This window comes from Stenotrophomonas sp. 610A2 (assembly GCF_030549615.1).
Classification (GTDB): Bacteria; Pseudomonadota; Gammaproteobacteria; order Xanthomonadales; family Xanthomonadaceae; genus Stenotrophomonas; species Stenotrophomonas pigmentata.
The window spans coordinates 1,131,815-1,154,754 of sequence record NZ_CP130832.1; the positions used below are offsets into that span (position 1 = coordinate 1,131,815).

Below are 22,940 nucleotides of genomic sequence, written 5' to 3' on the forward strand. Positions count from 1 at the left end.
GTGGTCAGGAGGCCACCGCCCACTCCAACATTGGCGTTTCAACGGCGATGTTGCTGGGAGCCTTGAGTCTCGGTGCGGCCAACACGCTGTCCTGTACCTGTTGGCCGCGACGTGCGGCGGTGGTGGTGCAACCGAAGGCATGCTTGAACGCGCGGCAGAACGCGCTTTCACTTTCGAAACCCAGTGATTCGGCTATCTCGCACACCGACAGATTGGTGTTGCAGACCAGATCCAGCGCACGCTTGTTGCGCAGGCGTGCCGCGTACTCGCTTGGCGTTTCGCCAAAGACATCGCGATAGATGCGGATCAGATGCGTTGGCGAGTAGTTGGCCACCGCTGCCAGGCTGACCAGGTCCAGGCGTGTCTCGATGGTGCAGCGGATCAGGTGTTGCACGCGCAGCAGCCGCAGCAAGGTCTGATGGCGGCGCAGTACGGTGCGGCCACTGCAACGTTCCAGCTGCATGTGCATGGGTTGCTGGCGTTCGATCAGCGCGTCACGCAGCAGGCCCAGCTGGTAGGCAGCGTCGCTTGAGTCGACGCTATGCCTGAACCAGCGGGCGCGGCACATATGCACCACCGCACGTGCGAGTTTGCTGTCGCAGCTCAGCTCGCGCGGGATCAGACAGTTGATGATGGATGCCGTGCTCTTGGGTGGTTTCTGCCAGAGCCCGGCGGGTGCGGCCACGCACAGCCACCAACCGTGATCGCGACTGCCGTGACGGAGGCTCCCATCCACCCAGAGCTGCAGCTGGCGAGTACCAAGCCGCCATGGCAGGTCACCGTTGCCGAGCTCCAGCGTGCCCTCCAATACCAACGTGATACTGATCCAACCGGCAGGGATGCTCAGTCGCCCGCCTTTGCCACGGCCGGTGATGGCATGGATACAGTCTGGTCGCTGGGTGGAGAGGTCCAATGATTGCGAACCTTGAATCGAATGATGCCTGATGCCCACTGTGTCTTCCCCCGAAAGTGTCTGCGTGAACGGACGACGGGCGCGCTGTCATGAAGCGAGACCAGCTGCGCTGTAACCGGCTTTTCTTTCGGTCGTCGCGTGAGCTTTTGTGAAGCTCTACTCAGTTCAGACGTGGGGGATGCCGACTACCTCACCTGTACATGCGGAAAACATGTCCAGACGAGCTCAGAAATTGCTGAATTGGGGGTATGAAGGCGGAGTTGGCGCAACCTGCTGCGGTTTACTGCAAGCGCCGCCGCGCGTCGAAGAGGTACGTCATGGGCGCGCGGGTTGGGAAGCGATTCCGCACAGCGCGCTGTCGAGGCTGTACCCGGGGGCCCTCGCTGCGACATGCGGGAATACGTGTTGGATCAAATCGACAAGAGCGTCGGCGCGGCGCGGATCACGTTGGTGAATGCGACAGCTGGTTGAAGCGCATGGGATGGGTATCCACCACGGGCACGGCTGCAACGGGGCTGCTTGTGGATGCGATGGCGGACTGGTTTACGGCGTCAGCCCGCGCGCAGTTCAAGCATGGGCTGTTGCTGGCTGTCGATATTCTTCGGGAAGGCAGCGTTGTGCCGACGTGCCTGGCTGGCGGTGCAGCGGAAGGTGTGCTTGAAGGATCGGCAGAATGCGCTCTCGGTTTCAAAGCCCAATGAATCGGAGATGTCACAGATGGAAAGATCGGTGTTGCATACCAGGTCCCAGGCACGCCGCAGGCGTATGCGGGTGGCGTACTCGAATGGCGTTTCGTCGAAGACCTCCCGGTAGACGCGGATCAGGTGCGGCGGCGAGTAGTTGGCAATTGCTGCCAGCCGATTCAGGTCGAGCCTTGCATCCATGTTGCAGCGGATGAGGTGCTGTACCCGCAGCAACCGCAGCATTGTCTGGTGCCGCCGCAACGCGGTACGTCCGCTGCAACGACTGAGCTGCCCCTGCAAGGACTGCTGCCGTTCCAGCAACATGTCGCGCATTATCGCCATTCCGTCGCTGACCGCAGTGGTATCGCGATCGTTGTTGAAGCAGCGTGGTCGTGCCATGTGCAATACCGCGCGGCCCAGTTCACGATCACAGCGGATCTCGCGGGGAATAAGGTGACAGGCGATGGTTGGCGGACTTGGCAGGCTTTCCCAGAGTGCTGCCGGCGCGGCTATGCATATCCACCACGCGTAGCTGCGGCTGGTGTAGCGGAGATCACCCTCGAGCCACAGTTGGATGTGATGGGCGGAAAGCTGCCAGGGCGCATCGACGTTGTTGATCTCAAGCATCCCGGTCAGGACCAGGGTGAGGCTGATCCAGCCGGTGGGGACCAGCAAGCGGGTACCACGGCCATGGCAGACTACCGAGTGCACACTATCCTCGGGCTGCCTGGACAGGTCCAGAACCTGGGGGCCATGAAGGCTGTGGTGTTTGATCTTCACTTCGCTTCCGTTTCCCGAGCAGGTCGAAACACTTGGAGGTTTGAAACGCCAAACAGGCCCGCTGTAACCCTGATTTGCGGGAAAAACATCGCACAGCGTTTGGCTTCAAGCAACGAGAACGGAAATTTCAGAATTGACGGCATCGATGTTTTTCGCAAAAAAAACCGGCATTTGCCGGGTAGGTTCGGAGCCGACCAGCTTGCCCGCTGATTTGGGGCTCAGTAAGGTCTGACGTGTGCAGAGAGAGTAGAGAGTGTTTCCAAGTCTCCGAACGGTTCCATGCTGTTGGGATGTCCCCCCCCCCCGCCGATCTGCCGAGGTTTGCAGTTGGATTGTCAAAAATTAAGATTTCACGGCGTTTCGATTTGAATCAGATGTAACTATCGGGGGGGCGATGCAGGACGAACTGGAACTGGCGCTGGAGCAGCTTGAGCAGGGGGAGCACCGGCTGGCGGAGGCGAGGATGCGTCGGCTGCTTGCCCACACGCCTGAACTCGCACCGGCCATGCAGGTGCTTGCGATGGCCTTGGCATCGCAGGGGCAGCTCAGCGAAGCGCGGGAGCTGTTCGTGCAAGCCGCCGAACTGCAGCCAGCTTCGGTTGGTGCCTGGATGAACCTGGGCAATGTCTGCCTTGAGGTTGGCGACCACGTAGCTGCCGAAGCTGCCTTCGCGCGTGCACATGCACTGGGCTCTGATGATGTGGCGTGGCTGCTGGGTCATGGTTTGTCCTTGCTGGGGCTGGCGCGGTTCGCCGAGGCAAACCGAGTGCTGCGGGCAGCGTTGGCCAGGGAGCCCGAGGCTGCCGACGTGCGCTTGGCTTATGCGCAGAGCCTTGCGGAAATGGAGCGGTTTGAAGAACTGGCTCAGTGCCTGCGCGAAGTGAATGCGGTCTCACTCGACCCTGCGCAGCGGCGGGCGTTCGCCTGGTTGCTGGCGCAGGCAGGCGACGACCTCACTGCGCAGGAGGTATACCGGCAGATCCTGCTGGAAACACCAGATGCGACGGAGTCACGCGTGCAGTTTTCGCTGCTGCTGGAGCGACTGAATCGTGTGGACGAGGCGGACAATGTACTGAAGGCTGTCTCAGCCATCAGTACAACCGCGAACTCCGGAATGTATGTGCTCGCTGCTGCCCGCATTCTGCGGCGGCAACAGAAATGGGATGCGGCAATCACCTTGCTCGCATCAGGCCTGCAGCGAAAGCTCGAGCCAGCGATGCAGGCTCAGCTGGGGTTTGAACTCGCGCGTAACCACGAGCGGCTTGGGCAGGTTGAGCTGACAATGCAGGCGCTGTCTGCAGCACACACGGCGGCGGAAGCCGCGTTCCGCCAGCGTTCTTCCGGGGAGCAAGCGCCGGGCGTGCTGGATTGGCTGCAGCAACGGTTGCAGCGATCAGCGCCGGCATCCTGGCAGCAAGGCCACGCAGATGCGCTGCCGGAAGACCCGGTGTTTCTGGTGGGCTTCCCGCGTTCGGGAACGACCTTGCTGGAGCGCATGCTGGACGCGCATTCGCAGTTGGACGTGTTGGATGAACGCCCTGCGTTGGAAGTGGTGATCGAGCAGTTGCGCGCTGCGGAAGGCTGGCCCGGCGATGACCTGGACACGGGGCTGGATGCGCTTTCCTCAAATTCAATCGACGCGCTGCGGCGGCGCTACTGGGCCGAGGTGCAGCATCATCTGCAGCCGCAGGGGCGGCTGGTGGACAAGTATCCATTGACCCTGACGCGCTTGCCGTATGTGGCGCGCCTGTTTCCAAAGGCTGACTGGATTCTGTTGATCCGCCACCCATGCGACTGCGTGCTGAGCTGTTACATGCAGGCCTTTGGCAGCAACGGCGGCGCCTTGGCATTCGCGAGCCTGGAGTCAACGGCGCGGACCTACGTCGCGATAATGGAGTGGTGGCATGCGCAGCGCGCATTGAGCCCGGCTCGCGTGCACACCCTGCGCTATGAAGACCTGGTTGGTGATGTCAGCGGCGAACTGGGCAGGCTGATGGACTTCCTTTCGTTGCCCGTGGAGCAACAACAGTTCTCCTTCGACAATCTTGCCGCCACGCGCAGCCGACGCATAAACACGCCCAGCTATTCACAGGTGGTGCAACCGCTCAATGCAGGCGCGGTAGGCAGATGGCGCCCCTATCGCGCGCATTTCAGTGATGAAGTGCTTGCCGCGCTTGCGCCATGGGTGCATCGCTACGGCTACACGCTGGACTGAGCCTGCGGAAATCTCAGGTAGGTGGACAGGATGTACTTGTCCTGTTCGGGTGCGGGTCGTCCTTGGTGGGCATACAGCCAGTACGGCGGGAACATCAGCAGCCTACCGGCGCGCGGAACCACACCGGTCTGCAACCCGGGAAACCAGGTCTCCCCGCCGGTTTCGACGTCATTGAGGTACCAGAGGAAAACCAGGTAGCGGTCGCAGACCTCGTTGATCGAATCAAAGTGGGTCTGGAATTTTTCCTCGCTGCCGGCGCGGTAGCGCTTGAGGATCAGCGGGCTGAGCAGGGGGCTGTCAGGTATCGCGATTGGCAGGCCGACATCGGCGTTGTACTGGCGCAGCGCGTTGCTGACCAGTTGCCGGAAATAGCTGAGGAATCCCGCGTCGGACAGGCGGCTAACGTCCAGCTCGGTCCAGGCGCTGTCATCAAGACCGGGACGTACCCCACGGCCGTTGCGTTGCTGGAAACGGGAGAGCGCGTTGAAGGACTCGATCAGCTTGCCGCACATCTCCGCAGGCAGGCTGTGCTCGTAGGTGCGGATGTAGTGCCGCAGATCGCTGCCATGAACATCCGCTGCGGCAGGAGCCGCAGCGGATGCCGGTGTTGCTGGTCCGGACTCAGAAACGGGCAGTCCAGCGCATCCAGTAGAAACGGCCGATTGCATCGTAGGTCCGCATGTCCGTCGAGGCGTTGAAGCCAGAATAGATCAATGGCGGCTGGCGGTCAGTAAGATTGCGCACGCCGATCTGGATGGAGCTGTTCTTCAGGTCCTCGAAGCGATAGCCGATCTGGAAATCGGTCTGGGTGAAGGACGGCACCCGGCGCCTGGCCACATAGCCTGGCTCGGTGACATCGGCCACGTCAGGTGCTTCATATACATGGTGCACGTAGCGGGTGGTCAGGCTGGCGCTGAGGTTGCCAAGCGACCACGTCAGGTCGTTCAGCGCGCGCCAGCGGGCCATGTTGCCGAAGCCCGACGAGGCGTTGTCAACGAAGGTGCCGGCAAGGCCGACACTGCCTGGAATGCCCGGGAACGCGCCGACATCACTGGTTGGGTCGCCGGAAACCAGCTGTACTTCGTATTCTGCCAGGTAGGTGGTGTCCAGATTCCAGACCAACTTACCCCATGCGCCTTCCGGCAGCTGATAGCGGAAGCCAAGGTCCATGCCCGACGTCTTCATGGAGCCGAAGTTGCCGATCTTGTTGGTCATCTGTGCGACGTCGCCATTGGCATCGCGGATGAACGTGTCGCAGAACCGGCCGAAATTGAAGCACTGGTTGAGCAGCATGTTCTCCGGCAGGTTGACGATGAACTGATCCAGCTTCACCCGCCAATAGTCGGCGGTGACGCTGAATCCTTCCAGCCAGCTCGGGCTATAGACGAAACCATACGTCAGCACGTCGCCTTCTTCGGGCTGCAGGTTGGGGTCGGAGACCTGGAACGAAGTGACCTGGTTGTTGCTTTGGCGGAACGTACCATCGGTTGGCACACCGGCACATGCGGCGGGGTTGCCTCCCTCGTAACCATTGCAGGGGTCTGAATAGGTGTTGGCACTTGGGACTGTCGGCGAGTACAGATCGCCGATGGTCGGGGCGCGGAAGACGTCGGCATAGGTGGCACGGACCAGCAGGTCGGCGAAGGGCTTCCATTCCACGCCGATCTTGGAGTTGGTGGTGCCGCCGAAGTTGGAGTAGTCCGAATAGCGGGTGCCGAGTGAGACGTTGAGTTTCTCGGCGAATGGGGCGTCCGCAAGCAACGGGATCAGCGCTTCTGCGTAGATTTCATTTACGTCGAATTCGCCGTTGATGTCGCCACCGGTACAGGCTTCCTGGGTGATGCGGCAGACCGTCTTGCCTGGCGGGATGATGGTCAGGAAGTCGCTGCTGGAGGACGCTGACTCGATACGGCGCTCGGCACCAACCGCGAGCGAGACGGCACCAGCCGGGAGGCTGAACAGATCGCCGGTGACGTTGGCATTGAAGACCTTCAGGTCGTTCTCGCTGGTGCTGTGAATGGTCGGATTGATCAGCTCCAGAGCTGCAAGCTGGGCCTGGCCGGTTGCGGTGCTGGGGTCAGGAGCCGGGCCCATGAAATTGACGGGGATACAGTCATTGATGGCGGTTGCGGCATTGCCGGCGGTGCGCACGCAGATGGGGTTGCCAGTGACCGGGTCGATCATCGACGGCCCCAAAGCATCGGTGAGGCCCTGGCCGATCAGGTAGCCTCGCACGGTCGATGACTGCGGCGTGCGGCCGTAACCATAAGAAGCATCCCAACTCCAGGTGCTGTCGCCGAATACGCCGCGCAGGCCGCCGGTGATCTGGTAGGTCTCCGTTTCGAAGCGAGTCGTGCGGGTTGGGATGAAATCACGCAGGCGCAGACGCGCGTCGGTGATGTCTACGCCGAACGGGTTGTAGAGGCTGTCCTTGCTGATTGGCACATTGTCGACATCGGCGCGGCCATCGAAGGGCAGCGGCGCGATGAAGAACGAGGACTCGGTTCGCAACCATGAGCCCAGCACGAAGGCCTCGATGTTGTCGGTGAGCTGGTAATTGCCGCTCATGAACAACGAGGTGCGCTCCTGCGGTGTCAGGTTGAGGTTGCCGTCGGATTGGAAGTTGTAGGTGTCGGTGTTGCCATTGAAGCAGCGGAAGTCCGACCCTGCTGTACCAGCCCGTCCGTCGATGCGGGTCAGTACGACGTTGGGGTTGGGATTTGTGCCGCTGGGTTGGGCGCAGTTCGCATCCAACGTAGTGCCACGGGCTATCGCGACATCGCGCGGCACCACATAACGGCCAGTCAGGATACGGCTGGTGCCGCCGATACCCTTTTCACCGGCATATAGCTGGTAGGGCTGGCTCGAGTAGGTGCGATCTGCGGCGCTGACCGAGTCTTCCTTGTCATAGCTCGCACCCAACATCATGCGGCCTTTTTCTCCGGCCAGGCCGAAGGTGGCATCGAAGCGTTGGGTATCGGCGTCACCGCGCGAGGATATGCCGTAGAAAGCGCTCGCCTCCACGCCTTCAAAGTCCTTGCGCAGAATGAAATTGACCACGCCGCCGATGGCGTCGGAACCGTAGATCGCCGAGGCGCCATCCTTCAGTACTTCGACACGTTCGATGAGGCCCATCGGGATGGAGTTCACGTCCACCGCGCCATTGGCGTTGGAGATGGTGCCGATCCAGCGCTTGCCGTCGACCAGCACCAGCGACCGGTTGACGCCCAGGCCGCGCAGGTCGACCGTGGCCGCGCCCGCGCCGCCGCCGTTGTTGACCTGTGGATTGGTGGCCGCGCCAGCGATGGCCGGGGTGCGCTGCAGGAATTCACCGACGGTGGCAGCGCCTGAGCTCTCGATGTTCTGCCGGTCGATGGTGAAGACGGGGCTGGAGGTCTCCAGGTCGGCGCGCTTGATGCGCGAGCCGGTGACCTGAATGCGGTCCAGGTTGGTAGCTTCTTCTTTGGGTGCGGTGTCCTGTGCGAGGACGCTGCCCGTTGCTCCCAGAGCAAGGGCGGCAGTCGAAATTGGTAACAGTGCGAGGCGAACAGCTTGGCTCAGTGGCTGAATACTCACGTATGACTCTCCGCAAAGTGGTGCGAGGGAGTCACGAAATTACGAATTTTTAACTGCAGCGATTGTGCGGATCAGGTCCGTGGCAATGTGCAAAAACTGACATTTTGTGTGAGTTGTCCATTCAGCCTCTTACCGAGACCGTGATCAACCGGGATTCAGCGTGCCACGCGCCAGGCTACCAGCAGTGCGATACCCAGCCAGATCAGCTCGCCCAGGCCATTGGCCAGCGACAGCAGCGTCCAGGCGAAATGCGGGCCCATCCGCAGTGCAGATTCCCATGGCGTCAGCCCCATCGGGCTACCCACATAGGCCGCGGCGATGAGCCAGTTGGCGGCCACGGCGATCAGCAGGGTGGCGAGGACGGCAACGGCGATGCGTGCCGGGCCTGCGCGGAAGGTCCCCAAGCGCAGCATCCATGCCGCTTCCAGCGCGGCCAATATCGCCATCCAGCCGGCCTGGGTGCCGGTGGCCAAGGCGGCCAGCATCCAGGCGAGAGTGAGGGTGAGGCTTCCGAGCAGCAACAAAACAGGCCAGAGCCAGTGGCGGGTACGGCTGGCCGAGGTGGAAACAGGCGACATGGGCATTCCCGAACAGATTCCGCAGCATAGCGTTTCAGCGGCGAGTGCGCCCAGTCGGATAAAATGGGGCCATTGCGGGTAGCCACCGCGTCCCCATATCCATCTCCATGTATTCGCGTAGCAGTGAACCAGTCCATTTTGAGCGTGATTGCCCGGCCGTGATGGTGCCGCAGGGCGATAGCGTGACCTTGCCGGCCGGCAGTTATGGCTACATCACCCAGGCACTGGGTGGCAGCTATACGGTGTTTGTCGAAGGCAATCTCTTCCGTATCGCCGGCAAGGACGGCGACGCCATCGGCAAGGAGCCGCCGCCGGGGCTGGAACTGCCCGATGACGCTGGCGACGAGGAGGTCGAGAAGCTGGTGTGGCAACAGCTGCGGACCTGCTTCGACCCGGAAATTCCGTTCAACATCGTCGATCTGGGGCTTATCTACGAAGTGGATATCAAGCATCTGGACGACGGCCAGCGCGAGGTCGACGTCAAGATGACCTTGACCGCACCGGGCTGCGGCATGGGCGAGATCCTGGTCGACGACGTGCGCAGCAAGCTGGAGATGATTCCGACGGTGGCCCAGGCCGACGTCGACCTGGTGTTCGACCCGCCGTGGGGCCGCCACATGATGTCCGAGGCGGCGCGCCTGGAAACTGGCATGCTGTAAGGCCGCGCCGGCGGCTGCCGGTGACGGTTTGTGCTGCACCCCCGTCGCCGCTGTGGCGCCGGGGCTGTCCCATCCCGCAATCTGGAAGGAATTATCCGGTGTCCCAGTCTTCGTTGAGCTTCGATGTCACCCGTTCGGACCATCCGCGTAGCGCCGAGGAGCGCGCCAAAATCCTGGAAAAGCCGGGCTTTGGTCTGCACTTCACCGACCACATGGTGGCCGTACGCTGGGACAAGGACACCGGCTGGCACAACGCGGCGGTAACGCCGTACGGCCCGATTTCGCTGGACCCGGCCGCTGCCGTGCTGCATTACGGCCAGGAAATCTTCGAAGGCATCAAGGCCTACCGTCACGCGGACGGTTCGGTGTGGACCTTCCGTCCGCAAGCCAATGCCGCACGCCTGCAGCGCTCCGCGCGCCGTCTGGTGCTGCCGGAGCTGCCGGCTGACATCTTTGTCGAATCGCTCAAGCAGCTGGTCGCGCTGGACAAGGACTGGGTGTCCGATGCCGATGAAGCCAGCCTGTACTTCCGCCCGTTCATGATCGGCGACGAAGCCTTCCTCGGCGTGCGCGGTGCGCACAAGGCGACGTATTACGTGATCGCCAGCCCGGCCGGCCCGTACTTCGCCAAGGGCGTTGCACCGGTCGCTATCTGGTTGTCCACCGATTACGCGCGCGCTGCCAAGGGTGGCACCGGTGCGGCCAAGTGCGGTGGCAACTACGCCGCTTCGCTGCTGCCGCAGCAGCAGGCGCAGGCGCAGGGTTGCTCGCAGGTGCTGTTCCTCGACCCGGTCGAGGGCAAGTACCTGGAAGAACTGGGCGGCATGAACGTGTTCCTGGTCTACGGCAAGGAAAACAAGCTGGTCACCCCGGCACTGTCGGGCAGCATCCTGGAAGGCATCACCCGCGAATCGCTGCTGCAGCTGGCCCGCGACCGCGGCATGAACGTGGAAGAGCGCCAGGTCACCATCGACGAGTGGAAGCAGGGCGTCAGCTCGGGCGAAATCACCGAGGTGTTTGCCTGCGGTACCGCTGCGGTGATCACCCCGATCGGCCAGCTCAAGGGCGAGGACTTCTCGGTCGGCGACCTCAATGCGCCGGCCGGCGAAGTGACCATGTCGCTGCGCAAGGAACTGACCGATATCCAGTACGGCCGTCAGCCGGACCGTCACGGTTGGTTGGTGCGCCTGGACGCCTGAGCGACCTGTTCGGGCAGGTAGAGAACCCGCTGCGGCCTGTCCGCAGCGGGTTTTTCTTTGTCCGTACACCCACCCGCGCAGCCCAGCTGTATCAAGGAATAAGTAAATAATCTTTACGAATCACTCACTTACGTAAACGTGACGGAGCAACAGTTTCTGTTGTAACGCTCTTGTCATTGATTCAGTCGCCATTTACTGTCCGCCCACGGATCGGTAACAGGGGACTGGTTCGGGTAGTTCTACCCGGGCAGCAGCAACCTCTTCGAATCTGGCAGGGCCCCGGGTAGGACGCATGCCGCGCAAGCGGTTTCCTCTCACTGTGGAAGGGCTCATCAATGTCATCCAAATCGCGCCGTACGCTCGTTCGTGGGTTGGTGGTTGTTGGCACTGCTTCGTTGTCGTCCCTGCTTCTGTGTGCGCCGGCCTGGGCCGGTGATGTGCATCTGGCCGGCCTGGATTCCGCGCCGACGCATCAGCGCTTCATCGTCAAATACCGTCAGGACAGCCGTCAGGCTGCAGGCGATGCCGCCCTGCAGAAAAGCCTGGTGTCCGCCGCCCGCGCACTGCCGGCGCGCGCTGGTAAAAGCATCGGCGTGCAGCATCTGCGGCGCCTGGCGGTAGGTTCGGACGTGGTCCGCGCCGATACCAAGCTGGATCGCGCCGACGCCGAAACCCTGATGCGCAAGCTGGCTGCCGATCCGAACGTCGAGTACGTCGAAGTCGATCGTCTCAACACCATCCGCCTGACCCCGAACGACACCCGCTATGGCGAGCAGTGGGGCTATTCGGGTACTTACGGCATCAAGGCCAACCAGGCCTGGGATGTCACCAATGGCGCTGGCTCGGTGGTTGCGGTGCTGGATACCGGCATCACCGCCCACAGCGACCTGGCCGCCAATCTGCTGCCGGGCTACGACTTCATCAACGACACCACGGTGTCCAACGATGGCAACGGCCGTGACAACGATCCCAGCGATCCGGGTGATTGGGTAAGCGCCAACCAGTGTGGCGGCACCCATGCCGCGCAGAGTTCCAGCTGGCATGGCACGCACGTGGCCGGCACGATTGCCGCTGTCACCAACAATGCCAAGGGCGTTGCCGGCGTGGCGTATGGCGCCAAGATCGTGCCGGTGCGTGTGCTCGGCACCTGCGGTGGCTACGACTCGGATATCGCCGACGCCATCATCTGGGCCTCCGGTGGCACGGTGTCCGGCGTGCCTGCCAATGCCAATCCGGCCGAGGTGATCAATCTCAGCTTGGGTGGCTCCGGTGCCTGCGGCAGCACCACGCAGGCGGCGATCAATGGCGCGGTCAGCCGCGGCACCACCTTGGTGATTGCAGCAGGCAACGACAACACCAATGTCTCCAACGCCTCGCCGGCCAACTGCAACAACGTGATCGCAGTGGCATCGACGACCAGCACCGGCGCACGCTCGAGCTTCTCCAATTACGGTGCGTTGATCGACATCGCCGCGCCGGGTTCCAACATCCTGTCCACGCTCAATAGCGGTACCACCACGCCGGGCGCGGAAAGCTATGCGTCCTACAACGGCACTTCGATGGCGACCCCGCATGTGGCTGGTGTTGTCGCATTGCTGCAGGCGGTTTCAACCACGCCGAAGACGCCGGCGCAGGTGGAAGCGCTGATCAAGGCCAATGTCACCCCGTTCCCGTCCACGCCGTCGCAGAGCATCGGCCCCGGCATCCTCAATGCCAAGGCAGTGGTGGATGCAGCCAACGGCGGTGGCAATCCGAACCCGGGTGGCACGGTGTTGAACAACGGCGTGCCGATTACCGGGCTCTCCGGTGCGGCCAGCAGCACCCAGTTCTTCACTGTGGTGGTGCCTGCAGGTGCGAGCAACCTGGTGATCGCCAGCTCCGGCGGCAGCGGTGATGCCGACATGTATGTGCGTGCCGGCAGCCAGCCGACCACCGCCACCTACGATTGCCGCCCGTACAAGACCGGCAATGCGGAGAGCTGCACTTTCGCAACTCCGGTAGCGGGTACGTATCACGTGATGCTGTCCGCCTACTCGGCATTCTCGGGTGTAAGCCTGCAGGCCAGCTGGAGTACCGGTGGCGGCAGCGGTGGCGTGCAGACCTACAGCAACGCAACTGCGGTCAACATCGTCGACAACGCCACCGTGGAAAGCGCTATCGCCGTCTCGGGGCGCAGCGGTAATGCACCGGCATCGACGCCGGTGACGGTGGACATCAGCCACACCTGGAAAGGGGATCTGAAGGTGGATCTGGTGGCGCCGGACGGCAGCGTGTATGTGCTGAGCAACTATGCCGGTGGCAGCGCGGATGACATCAAGCAGACCTTCAACGTGAACCTGTCCAGCGAAGCACTCAATGGCAGCTGGAAGCTGCGTGTCAACGACAAGGCCAGCGGTGATACCGGTCGTATCAACAGCTGGTCGATCAGGTTCTGAGTTGATCAGGTTGCAGGTGCATCTGGTGGTTGATTGAAGGCACCATGATGTTGTTGTGATGTGATCAGGCCCCGGCGTTCTCGCCGGGGCTTTTGTTTGGCTGCTGATGGCTTTTGACACGCGGTGCTGGCCGGCATGTTTGCCGTGGATGGATCGTTCGATCCTAATTGTGCAAAGGGCGTTGGAAGCCGGCGTTGGCGCAGACGCTGATGCGCTATGCGGCGTGCTCTTTCCCTACCGATGCAGTGGCAGTTCAAGACTGCGTCCGGGACAGCGCTTTCAGTAGTACTCCGATGGGAGCGCTCTGGCGCAATGCCTACTGTCGGCAAACGGATCGGCAACAGGCTGATCCGGGTGGTTCTGCCCCGGTGGTGACTGCACCGCACTGGGATGCCTGGCAGAACGGGCGCCGCATCAGCGGCATCTCTCCATGCAGAAGGATTCAAAGATGTCGTCCATATCGCGCCATAGGCTTTGCCATGGGTTGCTGGCTGTTGGAACCGCTTCGCTGTCTTCGTTGCTGTGCATGCCCGCGCTGGCCGGTGAAGTGCGGCTTGCGGGTCTGGAGGCCGAGCCAGTGCATCAACGCTTCATCGTCAAATTCCGCGAAGGAAGCGCCACCGCAGAGGCTGGAATCGTAGGTGGGAAGACACTGGCTGCAGCGTCACGTGGGTTGCCGGTACGCGCCGGCAAGGCGAGCGCCCTGCAGCACTTGCGCCGGTTGGCGGTAGGTGCGGATCTGTTGCAGGTGGACACTCCGCTGGATCGCATCGAGGCCGCAGCGCTGATGCACCGTTTGGCGGCAGATCGCGATGTCGAGTACGTCGAGATTGATCGGCGGCATACCATTCACGCCATACCTGATGACCCACGTTTCAGCGAGCAGTGGGGCTTGTCCGGCACCTATGGCATCAAGGCTGGACAGGCGTGGGACAACGCGACCGGGGAGGGTGTGGTGGTGGCAGTGCTGGATACCGGTATCGCCCGCCACAGCGACCTGAGCGCAAACGTCCTGCCGGGTTATGACTTCATCAGCGACACTGCCATGGCCAATGACGGGGATGGCCGTGATGGCGACGCCAGTGATCCGGGCGATTGGGTGACAGCCAATCAATGCGGTGGAAGTCATGGCCCGCAGAACTCCAGTTGGCATGGTACGCACGTGGCAGGAACGGTGGCGGCGGTGACCAACAACGGCAAGGGGGTTGCAGGCGTTGCGCCAGGAGCGAGGATTCTGCCGGTGCGCGTGCTGGGTCGTTGTGGCGGCTACACCTCGGATATCGCCGATGCCATCGTCTGGGCGGCGGGCGGAGACGTGACAGGCGTGCCGCAGAATGGCAACCCGGCCGAGGTCATCAACCTCAGCCTTGGCGGCGATGGTGCCTGCGGCAGCACAATGCAGGACGCGATCAATCGCGCGGTAGGCAGGGGCACTACGCTGGTGATCGCGGCTGGCAACAGCAACGTCAATGTGACCAATGCCTCCCCGGCCAATTGCGACAACGTCATTGCCGTTGGTGCCAGCGACAGTGCCGGCAAACGTTCGATCTGGAGCAGTACCCAGCAGTCGAACTACGGCCCGCTGGTGGATGTGGCGGCACCGGGTAGCAACATACTTTCCACGCTAAATACCGGCAGTAAGCGGCCCGCGGGCGAGAGCTACGCTTTCCACGGTGGAACCTCGATGGCGACGCCACATGTGGCTGGCGTTGTGGCGCTGGTGCAACAGGTATCCAGTCCAGCGCGAACTCCCGCGCAGATCGAGGCCTTGATCAAGGCGACGGCAACGCCATTTCCAATGACACCAGATCGGGATATAGGCATCGGTATCGTCAACGCGCAGGCAGCTGTGGCAATGGCGATGGGCGGCACATTGCCGCCGGATCCCGAGCCCGAGCCGGTGGTTGAGCTGTTCAACGGGGTGCCGCTGACCGATCTGGCTGCCAGCAAGGGCAGCAATCGCTATTACCAGGTGCAGCTGCCGGCAGCGGCGTCGAACCTGTTGATCAGCATTGCCGGCGGCAGCGGTGATGCGGATCTGTATGTGCGTGCGGCAAGTCGCCCAACCGCCTCCCGTTATGATTGCCGCCCATTCCGCGGCGGAAATGGAGAAAGCTGCAGCATCCCTACACCTGTTGCAGGCACCTACCATGTCATGTTGACCGGTTACACGGCTTACTCGGGCGTTAGCCTGAGGGCCAGCTGGGGTCTGGTGCCGGCGCAGACCTATCGCAGCAGCGAGGGGCTGGACATCCTCGACAACACCACGGTGGAGAGCACGATCAGCGTAACCGGGCGCACTGCCAATGCGCCAGCAGCGACTCCGGTGATAGTGGATATCAGCCATAGCTGGCGTGGTGATCTGAAGGTGGAGTTGCTCGCGCCCGGTGGCCGTGCCTATCTGCTGAGCAACTACGAAGGTGGTAGTGCCGATGACATCAAACAGACCTTCGAGGTTGATCTGTCCAGCGAGGCCTTGAATGGCATCTGGAAGCTAAGGGTCAACGACAAGGCTACTGGCGATACCGGGCGTCTCAATGGCTGGTCGATCACGTTCTAGCCCAAGGCAACGCTTGCCACCGTGGATGAGTCCGACATCGTCGGACTCATGCCGGTGAGGGCACTCAGTCTTCGCAGATATCGGCGCAACTGGCGTGCAGGACCTGCATCGCATCAGCGGGAGCGATATCCAGCAGCAGGCCGCGTTGGCCGGCGTTGATGTACAGCGTGTCGTGCTGCGAAGCGCTGGCGGCGAATACCACCTTGGCCGGTCGCTGCTGTGCGAAAGGACTGATACCACCAACCTTGTAGCCGCTGCGCTTCTCGGCCTCGGGTACTTCCATCATCTGCGCGTGCTTGCCGCCGCAATGGGCGGCAAGCTTCTTCAGGGACAGGCGCTGATCGGAGGGAATGACTGCGATCAGCGCTTGCTTGTCCACCCACGCCATCAGCGTCTTGAACATCTGCGCGGGCGCGATGCCCAGCGCCTGCGCTGCCGCCAGCCCTTTGCTGTCGACATCTGCCGAGTAGTCATAGGCATGCACGCCGTGGGCGATGCCGGCCTTGTCCAGTGCGGCGGTTGCGCGGGTGCTCCTTGCCACTTACAGCGATTCGAAGCGATTGGCGTCGACGTTCTTGCGGACCTTCTCCGGATTCCAGATGCGGCCGTTCATGGCGATGTAGACGCCTTCGGGCAGCGATTGCACCGCACCGATCGCGCAGCCGATGTTGAACTCGGCATCGGAGCCGCGGAAGCGCGCCGGGCTGAGTGCACCGGTCATCACGATGGTCTTGCCGGGGATGGTGGCCAGCACCTTGCCAGTGGCGACCATCGAGTCGGTACCGTGGGTGACCAGCACGTGGCGGGTCGGCTGCGCGGCGATGGTGGCGCGGATCAGTTCGCGGTCGTCGTCGCTGATGTGCAGCGAGTCCTTGCGCAGGATCGGAATCACGTTGAAACGGAAGGTCACGCCCAGCTCGCGCAGGATCATGCCGATCTGCGGATCACCAATCTGGTAATCGGACTTGTCGTCGAAGTAGATCTTGTCGATCGTGCCGCCGGTGGTGACGATCAGGAGTTCTTCCATCATTGCGGTAAATCCTTGCGGTGACTGCCAGCGGCACAGGCCGCGATGCCACAAATGATAATGCCGTAAGCGACGCCGGGCCACGTCAGGTCACGCAGGTAGAGCCGAGCCATGCCCGGCTGGGGCTTGCCCTGGGAATCATCGGCACCTTGTAGGAGCGGCGTCAGCCGCGAAACCGGCGGCCCGCCAGATCACCAGCTTGCCCGCAGTTTCAGGAATGCCAGCTTCGCGGCTGACGCCGCTCCCACAAACTGGATTGTCGGTAACGCCCAAGCCGAGCATGGCTCGGCTCTACCGGGAGGGATTGCCGGCAACGCCCCCGCCGGGCTGGCTGGGGCTAACGGGCCTTCTTGGCGGCAAAACGGGCGCGCATGCCGGGGATGCTGACCAGGGCCACGATCAGCAGCGCCAGGACGATCTCGATCCAGGCATAGAGGGCGGTATCGCGATGGCTCCAGGCGCTCATTACGCCGTGGCTGAACCAGAACAGCGCAAGAACGCCTGCCCAGAAGCGCGCGACCGCGCGCTGTGCCAATACACCCAGCAGCAACAGTACCGGCGGCGCCACGAACACCAAGGCCACCGCCAGCAGATGACGGTCGGTGCGGAACCACCACGCATACAGCCCGGCCAACAGCGCCAGCGCCAATGCCAGGATCAGGTCGCGGCTGCGGCTGCTCATTGCGTCAGGCGCCGGGCGATATCGGCCACCCGTCGGCCCAATGCCCGTGCCAGCACGGCCTCATCGTCGGTGGGTTGCGGATCATCCTGGCTGCCGGCCACATGGCTGGCGCCATACGGCGTGCCACCGCTGCTGGTGTGGCTCAGCGCCGGCTCGGTGAAGGGGATGCCAACAATCAGGCAGCCGTGGTGCAGCAGCGGCAGGTGCATCGACAACAGGGTCGACTCCTGGCCGCCGTGCATCGAGGCGGTGGAGGTGAATACCGCGGCCGGCTTGCCGGCCAGGGTGCCGTTGACCCATTCCGCGCCCAGTCCGTCGAGGAAATGCTTTACCGGCGCGGCCATGTTGCCGAAACGGGTAGGGCTGCCCAGCACGATGCCATCGCATTCGGCCAGATCGGCGATCTCCACATAGGGCGCGCCGTCATCTGGCACAGGCGGGGCGCTGGTCTGGGTGACGGCGGCGACCGGTGGCACCGTGCGCAGGCGGGCGCTCATGCCCGGCACCTCGCCGATACCGCGGGCGATCTGCCGCGCCAGCCGGGCCACCGAACCGCCGCGGCTGTAGTAAAGCACCAGAATCTCCGCCATCGCACCGTTCACTCACTCTTGTAGGAACCGGCAGTATCAACGATGCGGCCCGCGCTTTGCATCGGGTACCCTTGCCGAATGGAACCTCTGGATTCACTCAACCTATGGATGGAGCGCCTGCGAGACCGGGCGCGCAACGTCAGCTTCGGCCGTTTCCTGTGGAAGCGCTTCCTCGATGACCGCCTGTTCCAGGCCGCTGGCTCGCTGGCCTACACCACGGTGTTCGCGCTGGTGCCGTTGGCCATCGTGGTGTTCGGTGTGCTGTCGGCGTTCCCGATGTTCGATCGCTGGAGCGAGGCGCTCAGCGACTATGTGTTCTCCAACTTCGTACCTTCGGCGGCGCGTGCAGCCGAGGGTTACCTGAAGCAGTTCTCGGCCAGCGCCGGGCAGCTCACCGCCGCCGGCTTCCTGGCCCTGGTGGTGTCGCTGCTGATCACCCTCAACAGCGTCGAACAGACCTTCAACCGGATCTGGCGGGTGGCCTCGGCGCGGCCGCAGCTGACCCGCTTCCTGGTCTATTGGACGGTGTTGACCCTGGGTGCCTTGCTGGCCGCCGCCTCGTTGGCGATCTCGGCCAAAGTGCTGTCGCTGCCCTTGTTCGGCACCACCGAGGGCCGCTGGCTGGCCGATCTTGGCCTGCGCCTGGCGCCGGTGCTGATCGAATTCGTCTGCGTGGTGCTGATCTACCGGGTGGTGCCGCACCACACGGTGAAGTGGCGGCACGCCATTCCCGGTGCGCTGCTGGCGGTGTTGATGCTGGAGCTGGTGAAGTGGGGCATGGGCCTGTATCTGGGCAGCTTCCAGTCTTACCAGAAGCTTTACGGCACGGTGGCCTTCGTACCGATCCTGTTGCTGTGGATCTACCTGAGCTGGGTGTCGGTATTGCTGGGCGCGTCGCTGGCCTCTTCGATCGCCGCCTTCCGCTATCAACCAGCGGCAATGCGGTTGCCACAGGGCTGCGAGCTTTATGGCTTGCTGCGTCTGTTGGGGCGCTTCCGCGAGGCGCGGCAGCAAGGGCGGGGCTTGGATGAAGACCAGCTGTTGCTGCTGGAGCCCATGCTCACCGATTCACTGCTGCAGCAGTTGCTGGAACAGATGGAAGTTATTGGTGTGCTGCGCCGTGACGAGCGCGATGAATGGCTGTTGGCCCGCGACCTGGACAGCATCAGCCTGCATGAACTGTATGAAAGCGCGCAGCTGCGTATTCCGGCTGCAGAGGAATACCTGCCGATGCGCGAGGACAGCCTCGGGCAAGCGGCCTGCGATGCCCTGGATCAACTACGTCTGCCGTTGCGCGAATTGCTCAAGCGCCGTGTGGATGACATCTATGTAGAGCGCGGAGAGAGTCGATGATCAAGAAGTTTGTTCCCGTCGCGCTGCTGGCGCTGAGCTTGGCTGCGTGCAAGCCTGGGCAGGCACCGGTCGCAGCACCGGCACCGGCACCCGCGCCAGACGCAGCACCGGCTGCCGCAGAAGCGACGCAGCCCGGCGTGGTCCAGCAGACCGTCGAGGTACCGCAGCTGCAGGTGCCGACCGTCGACGGCAAGACCTATGATCTGGCCAGTCACCGTGGGCAGTGGGTAGTGGTGAATTTCTGGGCCACCTGGTGTGCGCCCTGCCTGCAGGAAATGCCGGAGTTGTCGGCGCTGCATGCGATGCGCAGCAATGTGGAAGTGGTAGGGCTGGCTTATGAAGACATCGAATTGGATGAGATGCAGGCGTTCCTGAAGGAGCATCCTGTGGCCTATCCGATCGCCATCATCGATACCTTCAGTCCGCCCAAGGATTTCGCCACGCCGCGTGGCTTGCCGATGACTTACCTGATCGCGCCCGATGGCAAGGTCGCCAGGCAGTTCCTGGGGCCGGTAAATGCGCAGGAGATCGAGCAGGCGATTGTGGCGGCTGGGGGCAAGGCGGTTTGAGGAGCGCGGGATCGAAATTTCGAGGCTGAAGCGAAAAGCTTTGAAGCCAAGAGCGCTCTCCCCAACCCTTCCCTTCGCTGCGCGAAAGGGAGGGGGCGGTTCTCGGCAATCTGCCAGATGGTCGCGGCGCCGCTCCTGCTCCCTCCCTTTCGCGCAGCGAAGGGGAGGGTTTGGGAGGGGTAGCTTTTCAGCTCTCCACGCAATGTCAGCATCGCGATTTACGTCGTTTCTGCAGCGTGATCGGTTATGCCCCTGCCGAGCATGGCTCGGCACTACGGTGCTGCGAGGCATGCACTCCCTCCCTTTCGCGTAGCGAAGGGGAGGGTTGGGGAGGGGGAGCTTTTCAGCTCTCCACGCAATGCCAGCGTCGCGATTTACGTCGTTTCTGCAGCGTGATCGGTAATGCCCCTGCCGAGCATGGCTCGGCACTACAGTGGGACGGGCGTGCGCTATGGTTTGGCTGCTTCTTCGTCCACTGCAAACGCTGGGATGGGCTTCACCACACCGTACTTTTCTTTCTTCGGCTTGCCTGGCAGCGGTGGCAGTTCGACCACCGGTTCGTCGATGTGGGTATCCGGTAGGCGATCCAGCAGGTCGCGGATCAGGGTCAGGCGGCCGTGCTTCTGGTCGTTGAAATCCACCAGCGTCCACGGTGCATGCGTGGTGTGCGTTGCTTCCAGCATGGCTTCGCGGGCCTGCGTATAGGCGTTGTATTCCTGCCGCGATTTCAGATCGATCGGTGACAGCTTCCAGCCCTTGAGTGGATCGTCACGGCGCTCGGCAAAGCGCTTTTCCTGCTGCTCCTGGTCGACGCACAGCCAGTACTTGAACAGCAGGATGCCATCGTCGACCAATAGTTTCTCGAACGCGGGAGCCTGCTTGAGGAAGTTTTTGTACTGCGCATCGGTGCAGTAGTCCATCACCTTTTCCACGCCAGCACGGTTGTACCAGCTGCGGTCCATCAGCACGATCTCGCCGGCGGCCGGCAGGTGCGCGATATGGCGCTGGAAATACCACTGGCTGTCTTCGCGTTCGCTGGGCTTGGGCAAGGCCACCACCCGGCACTGGCGCGGATTGACGTGCTTGGCGATGTCCTGGATCACGCCGCCCTTGCCGGCCGTGTCGCGGCCCTCGAACAACACCAGCACGCGTTGCCCGCAGTGCTGGGCCCAGCGCGCCATGTTGGCCAGTTCCAGCTGCATCGGTTCCAGCAACGCTTCGTACTGTTTGCGCTTGAGCTTGCCCATGATCACTCCTTGTGGAATGCCGAGCCTAACCCAATCGCATGTCAGCCAATGTCTGCGCCGCGCCAGCCGTGCCTGCCGGCCAGCTGTTGCAGGAGCTGGGCCAGGTCGCTGGCAAAGCCGGCCATGTCGAACAGGCTGCTGCGCTCGCGGCCCTCGGCCAGCCGCTGGCGGGTGGCCTGCAGGGCGGCTGCGTCGTTGCCCAGCGCAATTGCGGACGCGACGTACGCCTGGTCATCGGCGACATTCATTTCGTCCATGCCGAGGTGATGGTTGAGGCTGCCCGCCACCCGTGCGGCAAAGCTGGTGCCGGGCGCGGTCAATACGGGGCAGCCGGCCCACAAGGCGTCGGATGCCGTGGTGTGCGCGTTATACGGATGTGTATCCAGGAATAGATCGGCATGCTGGTAACGCGCGAGGTACTGCGGATGCGGCAGCTTGCGCATGAATACCAGTCGCGCCGGGTCCAGGCCGCGCAGACGGGCAACGTCCTGCAGCCGCTGATCCGCCTTGCCCGGCCCGGACAACAACCACAGCACGCTGCCGGGTACGCCAAGCAACACCTGCAGCAGACGCTCCACGCTGCGCGGATTGAGCTTGTAGCTGTTGTTGAAGCAGCAGAATACCACGCCGGTTTCGGGTAGCCCGCAGTCGCTGCGCGAGGGTGGGGCCTGGATCTGGCGGGTATTGTCCGAGGGCTGGAAGGCGCGCGGCAGGCGCAGCACCTTTTCGCTGAAGCCTGATTCCGCATCCTGCGGCAGCACGAAGTCATCGGCCACGATGTAGTCGATCCACGGCGCGCCGGATGTTCCAGGATAGGCCAGCCAGTTCAGTTGCAGCGGGGCAGGGCGCATGGCCAGGACTTCTGGCGTGCCGCCGCCGCCCCAGCCACGCAGATCGAACAAGAGGTCGATGCCGGCGTTGCGGATGTGTTGTGCGATAGCTGCATGTGGCTGGCCGCTGACTTCATGCAGCTGATCTGCAGCGGCACGCAGGCGCTGGCGAATGCCGCTGCCGTCATCGCGGTTGAGTGCAAACAGGTGTACCTGCAGTTGTGGATGTGCGCGCAGCTGCTCGAACAGCGCCACTGTCAGCAGGCCGGTCGGATGCGCACCGAAGCCATTGGAAAGGAAGCCCACGCGCAGCGCGCCCTGTGTACGCACCTGTGCTGCTGGCAGACGAGGAATCGCATCGGCCAGCACGCTGGCGCGTTGCCGTGCGCAGGCCAGTTGTTCTGCGGTGCTGGCGTCTTCGCTGAGAAAGGCGAAGGGCTCGACGGCAGGATTGCCCTGCGCGACGGCACGGCGCACCTGCTGTGAAAGCGCATCCAGATCGCGCCAGTCGCAGAGCCGGCGCTGCCAGTTCAGGCGCTGCGCGGCCATATAGGCCTCATCCGGTGCCAAGGCATGCGCGCGTCGATAGGCTTCGGCGGCAGCTTCGGGTTGGTTGGCATCTTCCAATACGTGACCCAGCCACAAGGCCATGCCCGGGTGCTGCGGGGCGAGCTGGCAGGCGCGCTGCAGCAGTGCCGCTGCGTCGTCGTGTTTGCCCTGCATCCAGCGGGCGCGGCCGAGGCGGGCGAGCGCCTCGGGGTGCTCAGGGCGAAGTTGCAGCGCCCTTGATGCCGCCGCTTCGCCTGCACGTATATCGCCTGCGCCAAGTTCCGCGTCGGCCAGCATCACCCAGGCGATGAAGTCACCGGGTTGGCGGCTGACGGCATGGCGGAGCTGGTCGCGTTCGTTGAGGGCGTTGGTCATAGTGCTTGCTTTGCCCCCTCCCTTGCGCGCAGCGCAGGGGAGGGTTGGGGAGGGGGAGCTGTTGATTTTGCTCTGGGCTGGCGACCAAGGCCAAATCCAGAGGCAGCAGCCAAAGCCAAA

At 62.9% G+C, this 22,940-nt stretch carries 16 protein-coding genes and 4 pseudogenes; 9 read left to right on the top strand and 11 right to left on the bottom strand.

Annotated elements, in window-relative coordinates:
- Window positions 1-4: 4 nt before the first annotated feature.
- Entirely contained in the window at window positions 5-913 is a 909-nt protein-coding gene (locus Q5Z11_RS04980; RefSeq protein WP_303748999.1) for a helix-turn-helix domain-containing protein, read from the bottom strand.
- A gap of 551 nt (window positions 914-1,464) precedes the next feature.
- A complete protein-coding gene (locus tag Q5Z11_RS04985; protein ID WP_303749000.1) occupies window positions 1,465-2,307 on the bottom strand; it encodes a helix-turn-helix domain-containing protein in 843 nt (280 codons plus the stop codon).
- Window positions 2,308-2,770: 463 nt separating this feature from the next.
- Between Q5Z11_RS04985 and Q5Z11_RS04990 the strand changes: the two genes are divergently transcribed.
- Window positions 2,771-4,591: a tetratricopeptide repeat-containing sulfotransferase family protein gene (locus Q5Z11_RS04990; protein ID WP_303749001.1), complete on the top strand. Its 1,821-nt coding sequence runs from the start codon at window positions 2,771-2,773 to the stop codon at window positions 4,589-4,591.
- On the opposite strand, the gene Q5Z11_RS04995 is transcribed toward Q5Z11_RS04990, so the two are convergent.
- From Q5Z11_RS04995 to Q5Z11_RS05005, 3 genes are all read right to left on the bottom strand, one after another.
- The gene (locus Q5Z11_RS04995; RefSeq protein WP_303749002.1) at window positions 4,576-5,103 is read right to left on the bottom strand and encodes a 2OG-Fe(II) oxygenase; all 528 of its coding nucleotides are present in this window, start codon (window positions 5,101-5,103) and stop codon (window positions 4,576-4,578) included. The genes Q5Z11_RS04990 and Q5Z11_RS04995 overlap by 16 nt on opposite strands.
- A gap of 109 nt (window positions 5,104-5,212) precedes the next feature.
- A complete protein-coding gene (locus Q5Z11_RS05000) occupies window positions 5,213-8,167 on the bottom strand; it encodes a TonB-dependent receptor plug domain-containing protein (RefSeq protein WP_303749003.1) in 2,955 nt (984 codons plus the stop codon).
- A 155-nt stretch (window positions 8,168-8,322) separates the two neighbouring features.
- Window positions 8,323-8,745 (bottom strand): hypothetical protein, encoded by a 423-nt coding sequence (locus Q5Z11_RS05005; RefSeq protein WP_303749004.1) that lies wholly within the window; start codon window positions 8,743-8,745, stop codon window positions 8,323-8,325.
- Window positions 8,746-8,852: 107 nt separating this feature from the next.
- On the opposite strand from Q5Z11_RS05005, the gene sufT reads away from it, so the two are divergent.
- From sufT to Q5Z11_RS05035, 6 genes and pseudogenes are all read left to right on the top strand, one after another.
- Window positions 8,853-9,404, top strand: a complete 552-nt coding sequence (gene sufT / locus Q5Z11_RS05010; RefSeq protein ID WP_282267108.1) for a putative Fe-S cluster assembly protein SufT — start codon at window positions 8,853-8,855, stop codon at window positions 9,402-9,404.
- 98 nt (window positions 9,405-9,502) lie between these two features.
- Complete coding sequence (locus tag Q5Z11_RS05015; RefSeq protein WP_303749005.1) at window positions 9,503-10,603, top strand: branched-chain amino acid aminotransferase; 1,101 nt, start codon at window positions 9,503-9,505, stop codon at window positions 10,601-10,603.
- Window positions 10,604-10,938: 335 nt separating this feature from the next.
- Window positions 10,939-12,672: pseudogene (locus tag Q5Z11_RS05020) on the top strand (S8 family peptidase); the annotation flags it as partial.
- Window positions 12,673-12,816: 144 nt separating this feature from the next.
- Window positions 12,817-13,038, top strand: a pseudogene (locus tag Q5Z11_RS05025) (proprotein convertase P-domain-containing protein); the annotation flags it as partial.
- Between the two features lie 448 nt (window positions 13,039-13,486).
- A pseudogene (locus tag Q5Z11_RS05030) lies at window positions 13,487-15,244 on the top strand (S8 family peptidase); the annotation flags it as partial.
- Window positions 15,245-15,376: 132 nt separating this feature from the next.
- Window positions 15,377-15,598 (top strand): annotated as a pseudogene (locus Q5Z11_RS05035) (proprotein convertase P-domain-containing protein); the annotation flags it as partial.
- A 64-nt stretch (window positions 15,599-15,662) separates the two neighbouring features.
- Here the strand turns inward: Q5Z11_RS05035 and ybaK are convergent.
- From ybaK to wrbA, 4 genes are all read right to left on the bottom strand, one after another.
- Window positions 15,663-16,139, bottom strand: a complete 477-nt coding sequence (gene ybaK / locus Q5Z11_RS05040) for a Cys-tRNA(Pro) deacylase (protein ID WP_303749006.1) — start codon at window positions 16,137-16,139, stop codon at window positions 15,663-15,665.
- Entirely contained in the window at window positions 16,140-16,625 is a 486-nt protein-coding gene (locus Q5Z11_RS05045; RefSeq protein ID WP_282267147.1) for an asparaginase domain-containing protein, read from the bottom strand. It abuts the gene before it with no gap.
- Window positions 16,626-16,962: 337 nt separating this feature from the next.
- Window positions 16,963-17,307, bottom strand: a complete 345-nt coding sequence (locus Q5Z11_RS05050; protein ID WP_303749007.1) for a DUF2069 domain-containing protein — start codon at window positions 17,305-17,307, stop codon at window positions 16,963-16,965.
- On the bottom strand, window positions 17,304-17,897 hold the full coding sequence (wrbA, locus tag Q5Z11_RS05055; RefSeq protein ID WP_303749008.1) for an NAD(P)H:quinone oxidoreductase: 594 nt from the start codon (window positions 17,895-17,897) through the stop codon (window positions 17,304-17,306). The genes Q5Z11_RS05050 and wrbA overlap by 4 nt, the downstream gene beginning before the upstream one ends.
- 78 nt (window positions 17,898-17,975) lie before the next feature.
- On the opposite strand from wrbA, the gene Q5Z11_RS05060 reads away from it, so the two are divergent.
- Window positions 17,976-19,250, top strand: coding sequence for a YihY family inner membrane protein (locus tag Q5Z11_RS05060; protein WP_303749009.1), 1,275 nt, complete (start codon window positions 17,976-17,978; stop codon window positions 19,248-19,250).
- Window positions 19,247-19,819 (top strand): TlpA family protein disulfide reductase, encoded by a 573-nt coding sequence (locus Q5Z11_RS05065; protein WP_303749010.1) that lies wholly within the window; start codon window positions 19,247-19,249, stop codon window positions 19,817-19,819. Before Q5Z11_RS05060 ends, Q5Z11_RS05065 begins: the two co-directional genes overlap by 4 nt.
- A 449-nt stretch (window positions 19,820-20,268) precedes the next feature.
- Here the strand turns inward: Q5Z11_RS05065 and ppk2 are convergent, their stop codons facing one another.
- Both ppk2 and Q5Z11_RS05075 read right to left on the bottom strand, forming a co-directional pair.
- Window positions 20,269-21,066 (bottom strand): polyphosphate kinase 2, encoded by a 798-nt coding sequence (gene ppk2 / locus Q5Z11_RS05070; protein WP_303749011.1) that lies wholly within the window; start codon window positions 21,064-21,066, stop codon window positions 20,269-20,271.
- A 41-nt stretch (window positions 21,067-21,107) separates the two neighbouring features.
- A complete protein-coding gene (locus Q5Z11_RS05075) occupies window positions 21,108-22,820 on the bottom strand; it encodes an O-linked N-acetylglucosamine transferase, SPINDLY family protein (protein ID WP_303749012.1) in 1,713 nt (570 codons plus the stop codon).
- Between the last annotated feature and the right edge of the window lie 120 nt (window positions 22,821-22,940).

Coding starts and splice junctions, on each gene's coding strand:
- Q5Z11_RS04990 (WP_303749001.1), top strand. CDS start 2,771: ATGCAGGACGAACTGGAACTGGCGCTGGAGCAGCTTGAGCAGGGGGAG.
- Q5Z11_RS04995 (WP_303749002.1), bottom strand. CDS start 5,103: ATGTGCGGCAAGCTGATCGAGTCCTTCAACGCGCTCTCCCGTTTCCAG.
- Q5Z11_RS05005 (WP_303749004.1), bottom strand. CDS start 8,745: ATGTCGCCTGTTTCCACCTCGGCCAGCCGTACCCGCCACTGGCTCTGG.
- sufT (WP_282267108.1), top strand. CDS start 8,853: ATGTATTCGCGTAGCAGTGAACCAGTCCATTTTGAGCGTGATTGCCCG.
- Q5Z11_RS05045 (WP_282267147.1), bottom strand. CDS start 16,625: ATGGAAGAACTCCTGATCGTCACCACCGGCGGCACGATCGACAAGATC.
- Q5Z11_RS05050 (WP_303749007.1), bottom strand. CDS start 17,307: ATGAGCAGCCGCAGCCGCGACCTGATCCTGGCATTGGCGCTGGCGCTG.
- wrbA (WP_303749008.1), bottom strand. CDS start 17,897: ATGGCGGAGATTCTGGTGCTTTACTACAGCCGCGGCGGTTCGGTGGCC.
- Q5Z11_RS05060 (WP_303749009.1), top strand. CDS start 17,976: ATGGAACCTCTGGATTCACTCAACCTATGGATGGAGCGCCTGCGAGAC.
- Q5Z11_RS05065 (WP_303749010.1), top strand. CDS start 19,247: ATGATCAAGAAGTTTGTTCCCGTCGCGCTGCTGGCGCTGAGCTTGGCT.
- ppk2 (WP_303749011.1), bottom strand. CDS start 21,066: ATGGGCAAGCTCAAGCGCAAACAGTACGAAGCGTTGCTGGAACCGATG.
- Q5Z11_RS05075 (WP_303749012.1), bottom strand. CDS start 22,820: ATGACCAACGCCCTCAACGAACGCGACCAGCTCCGCCATGCCGTCAGC.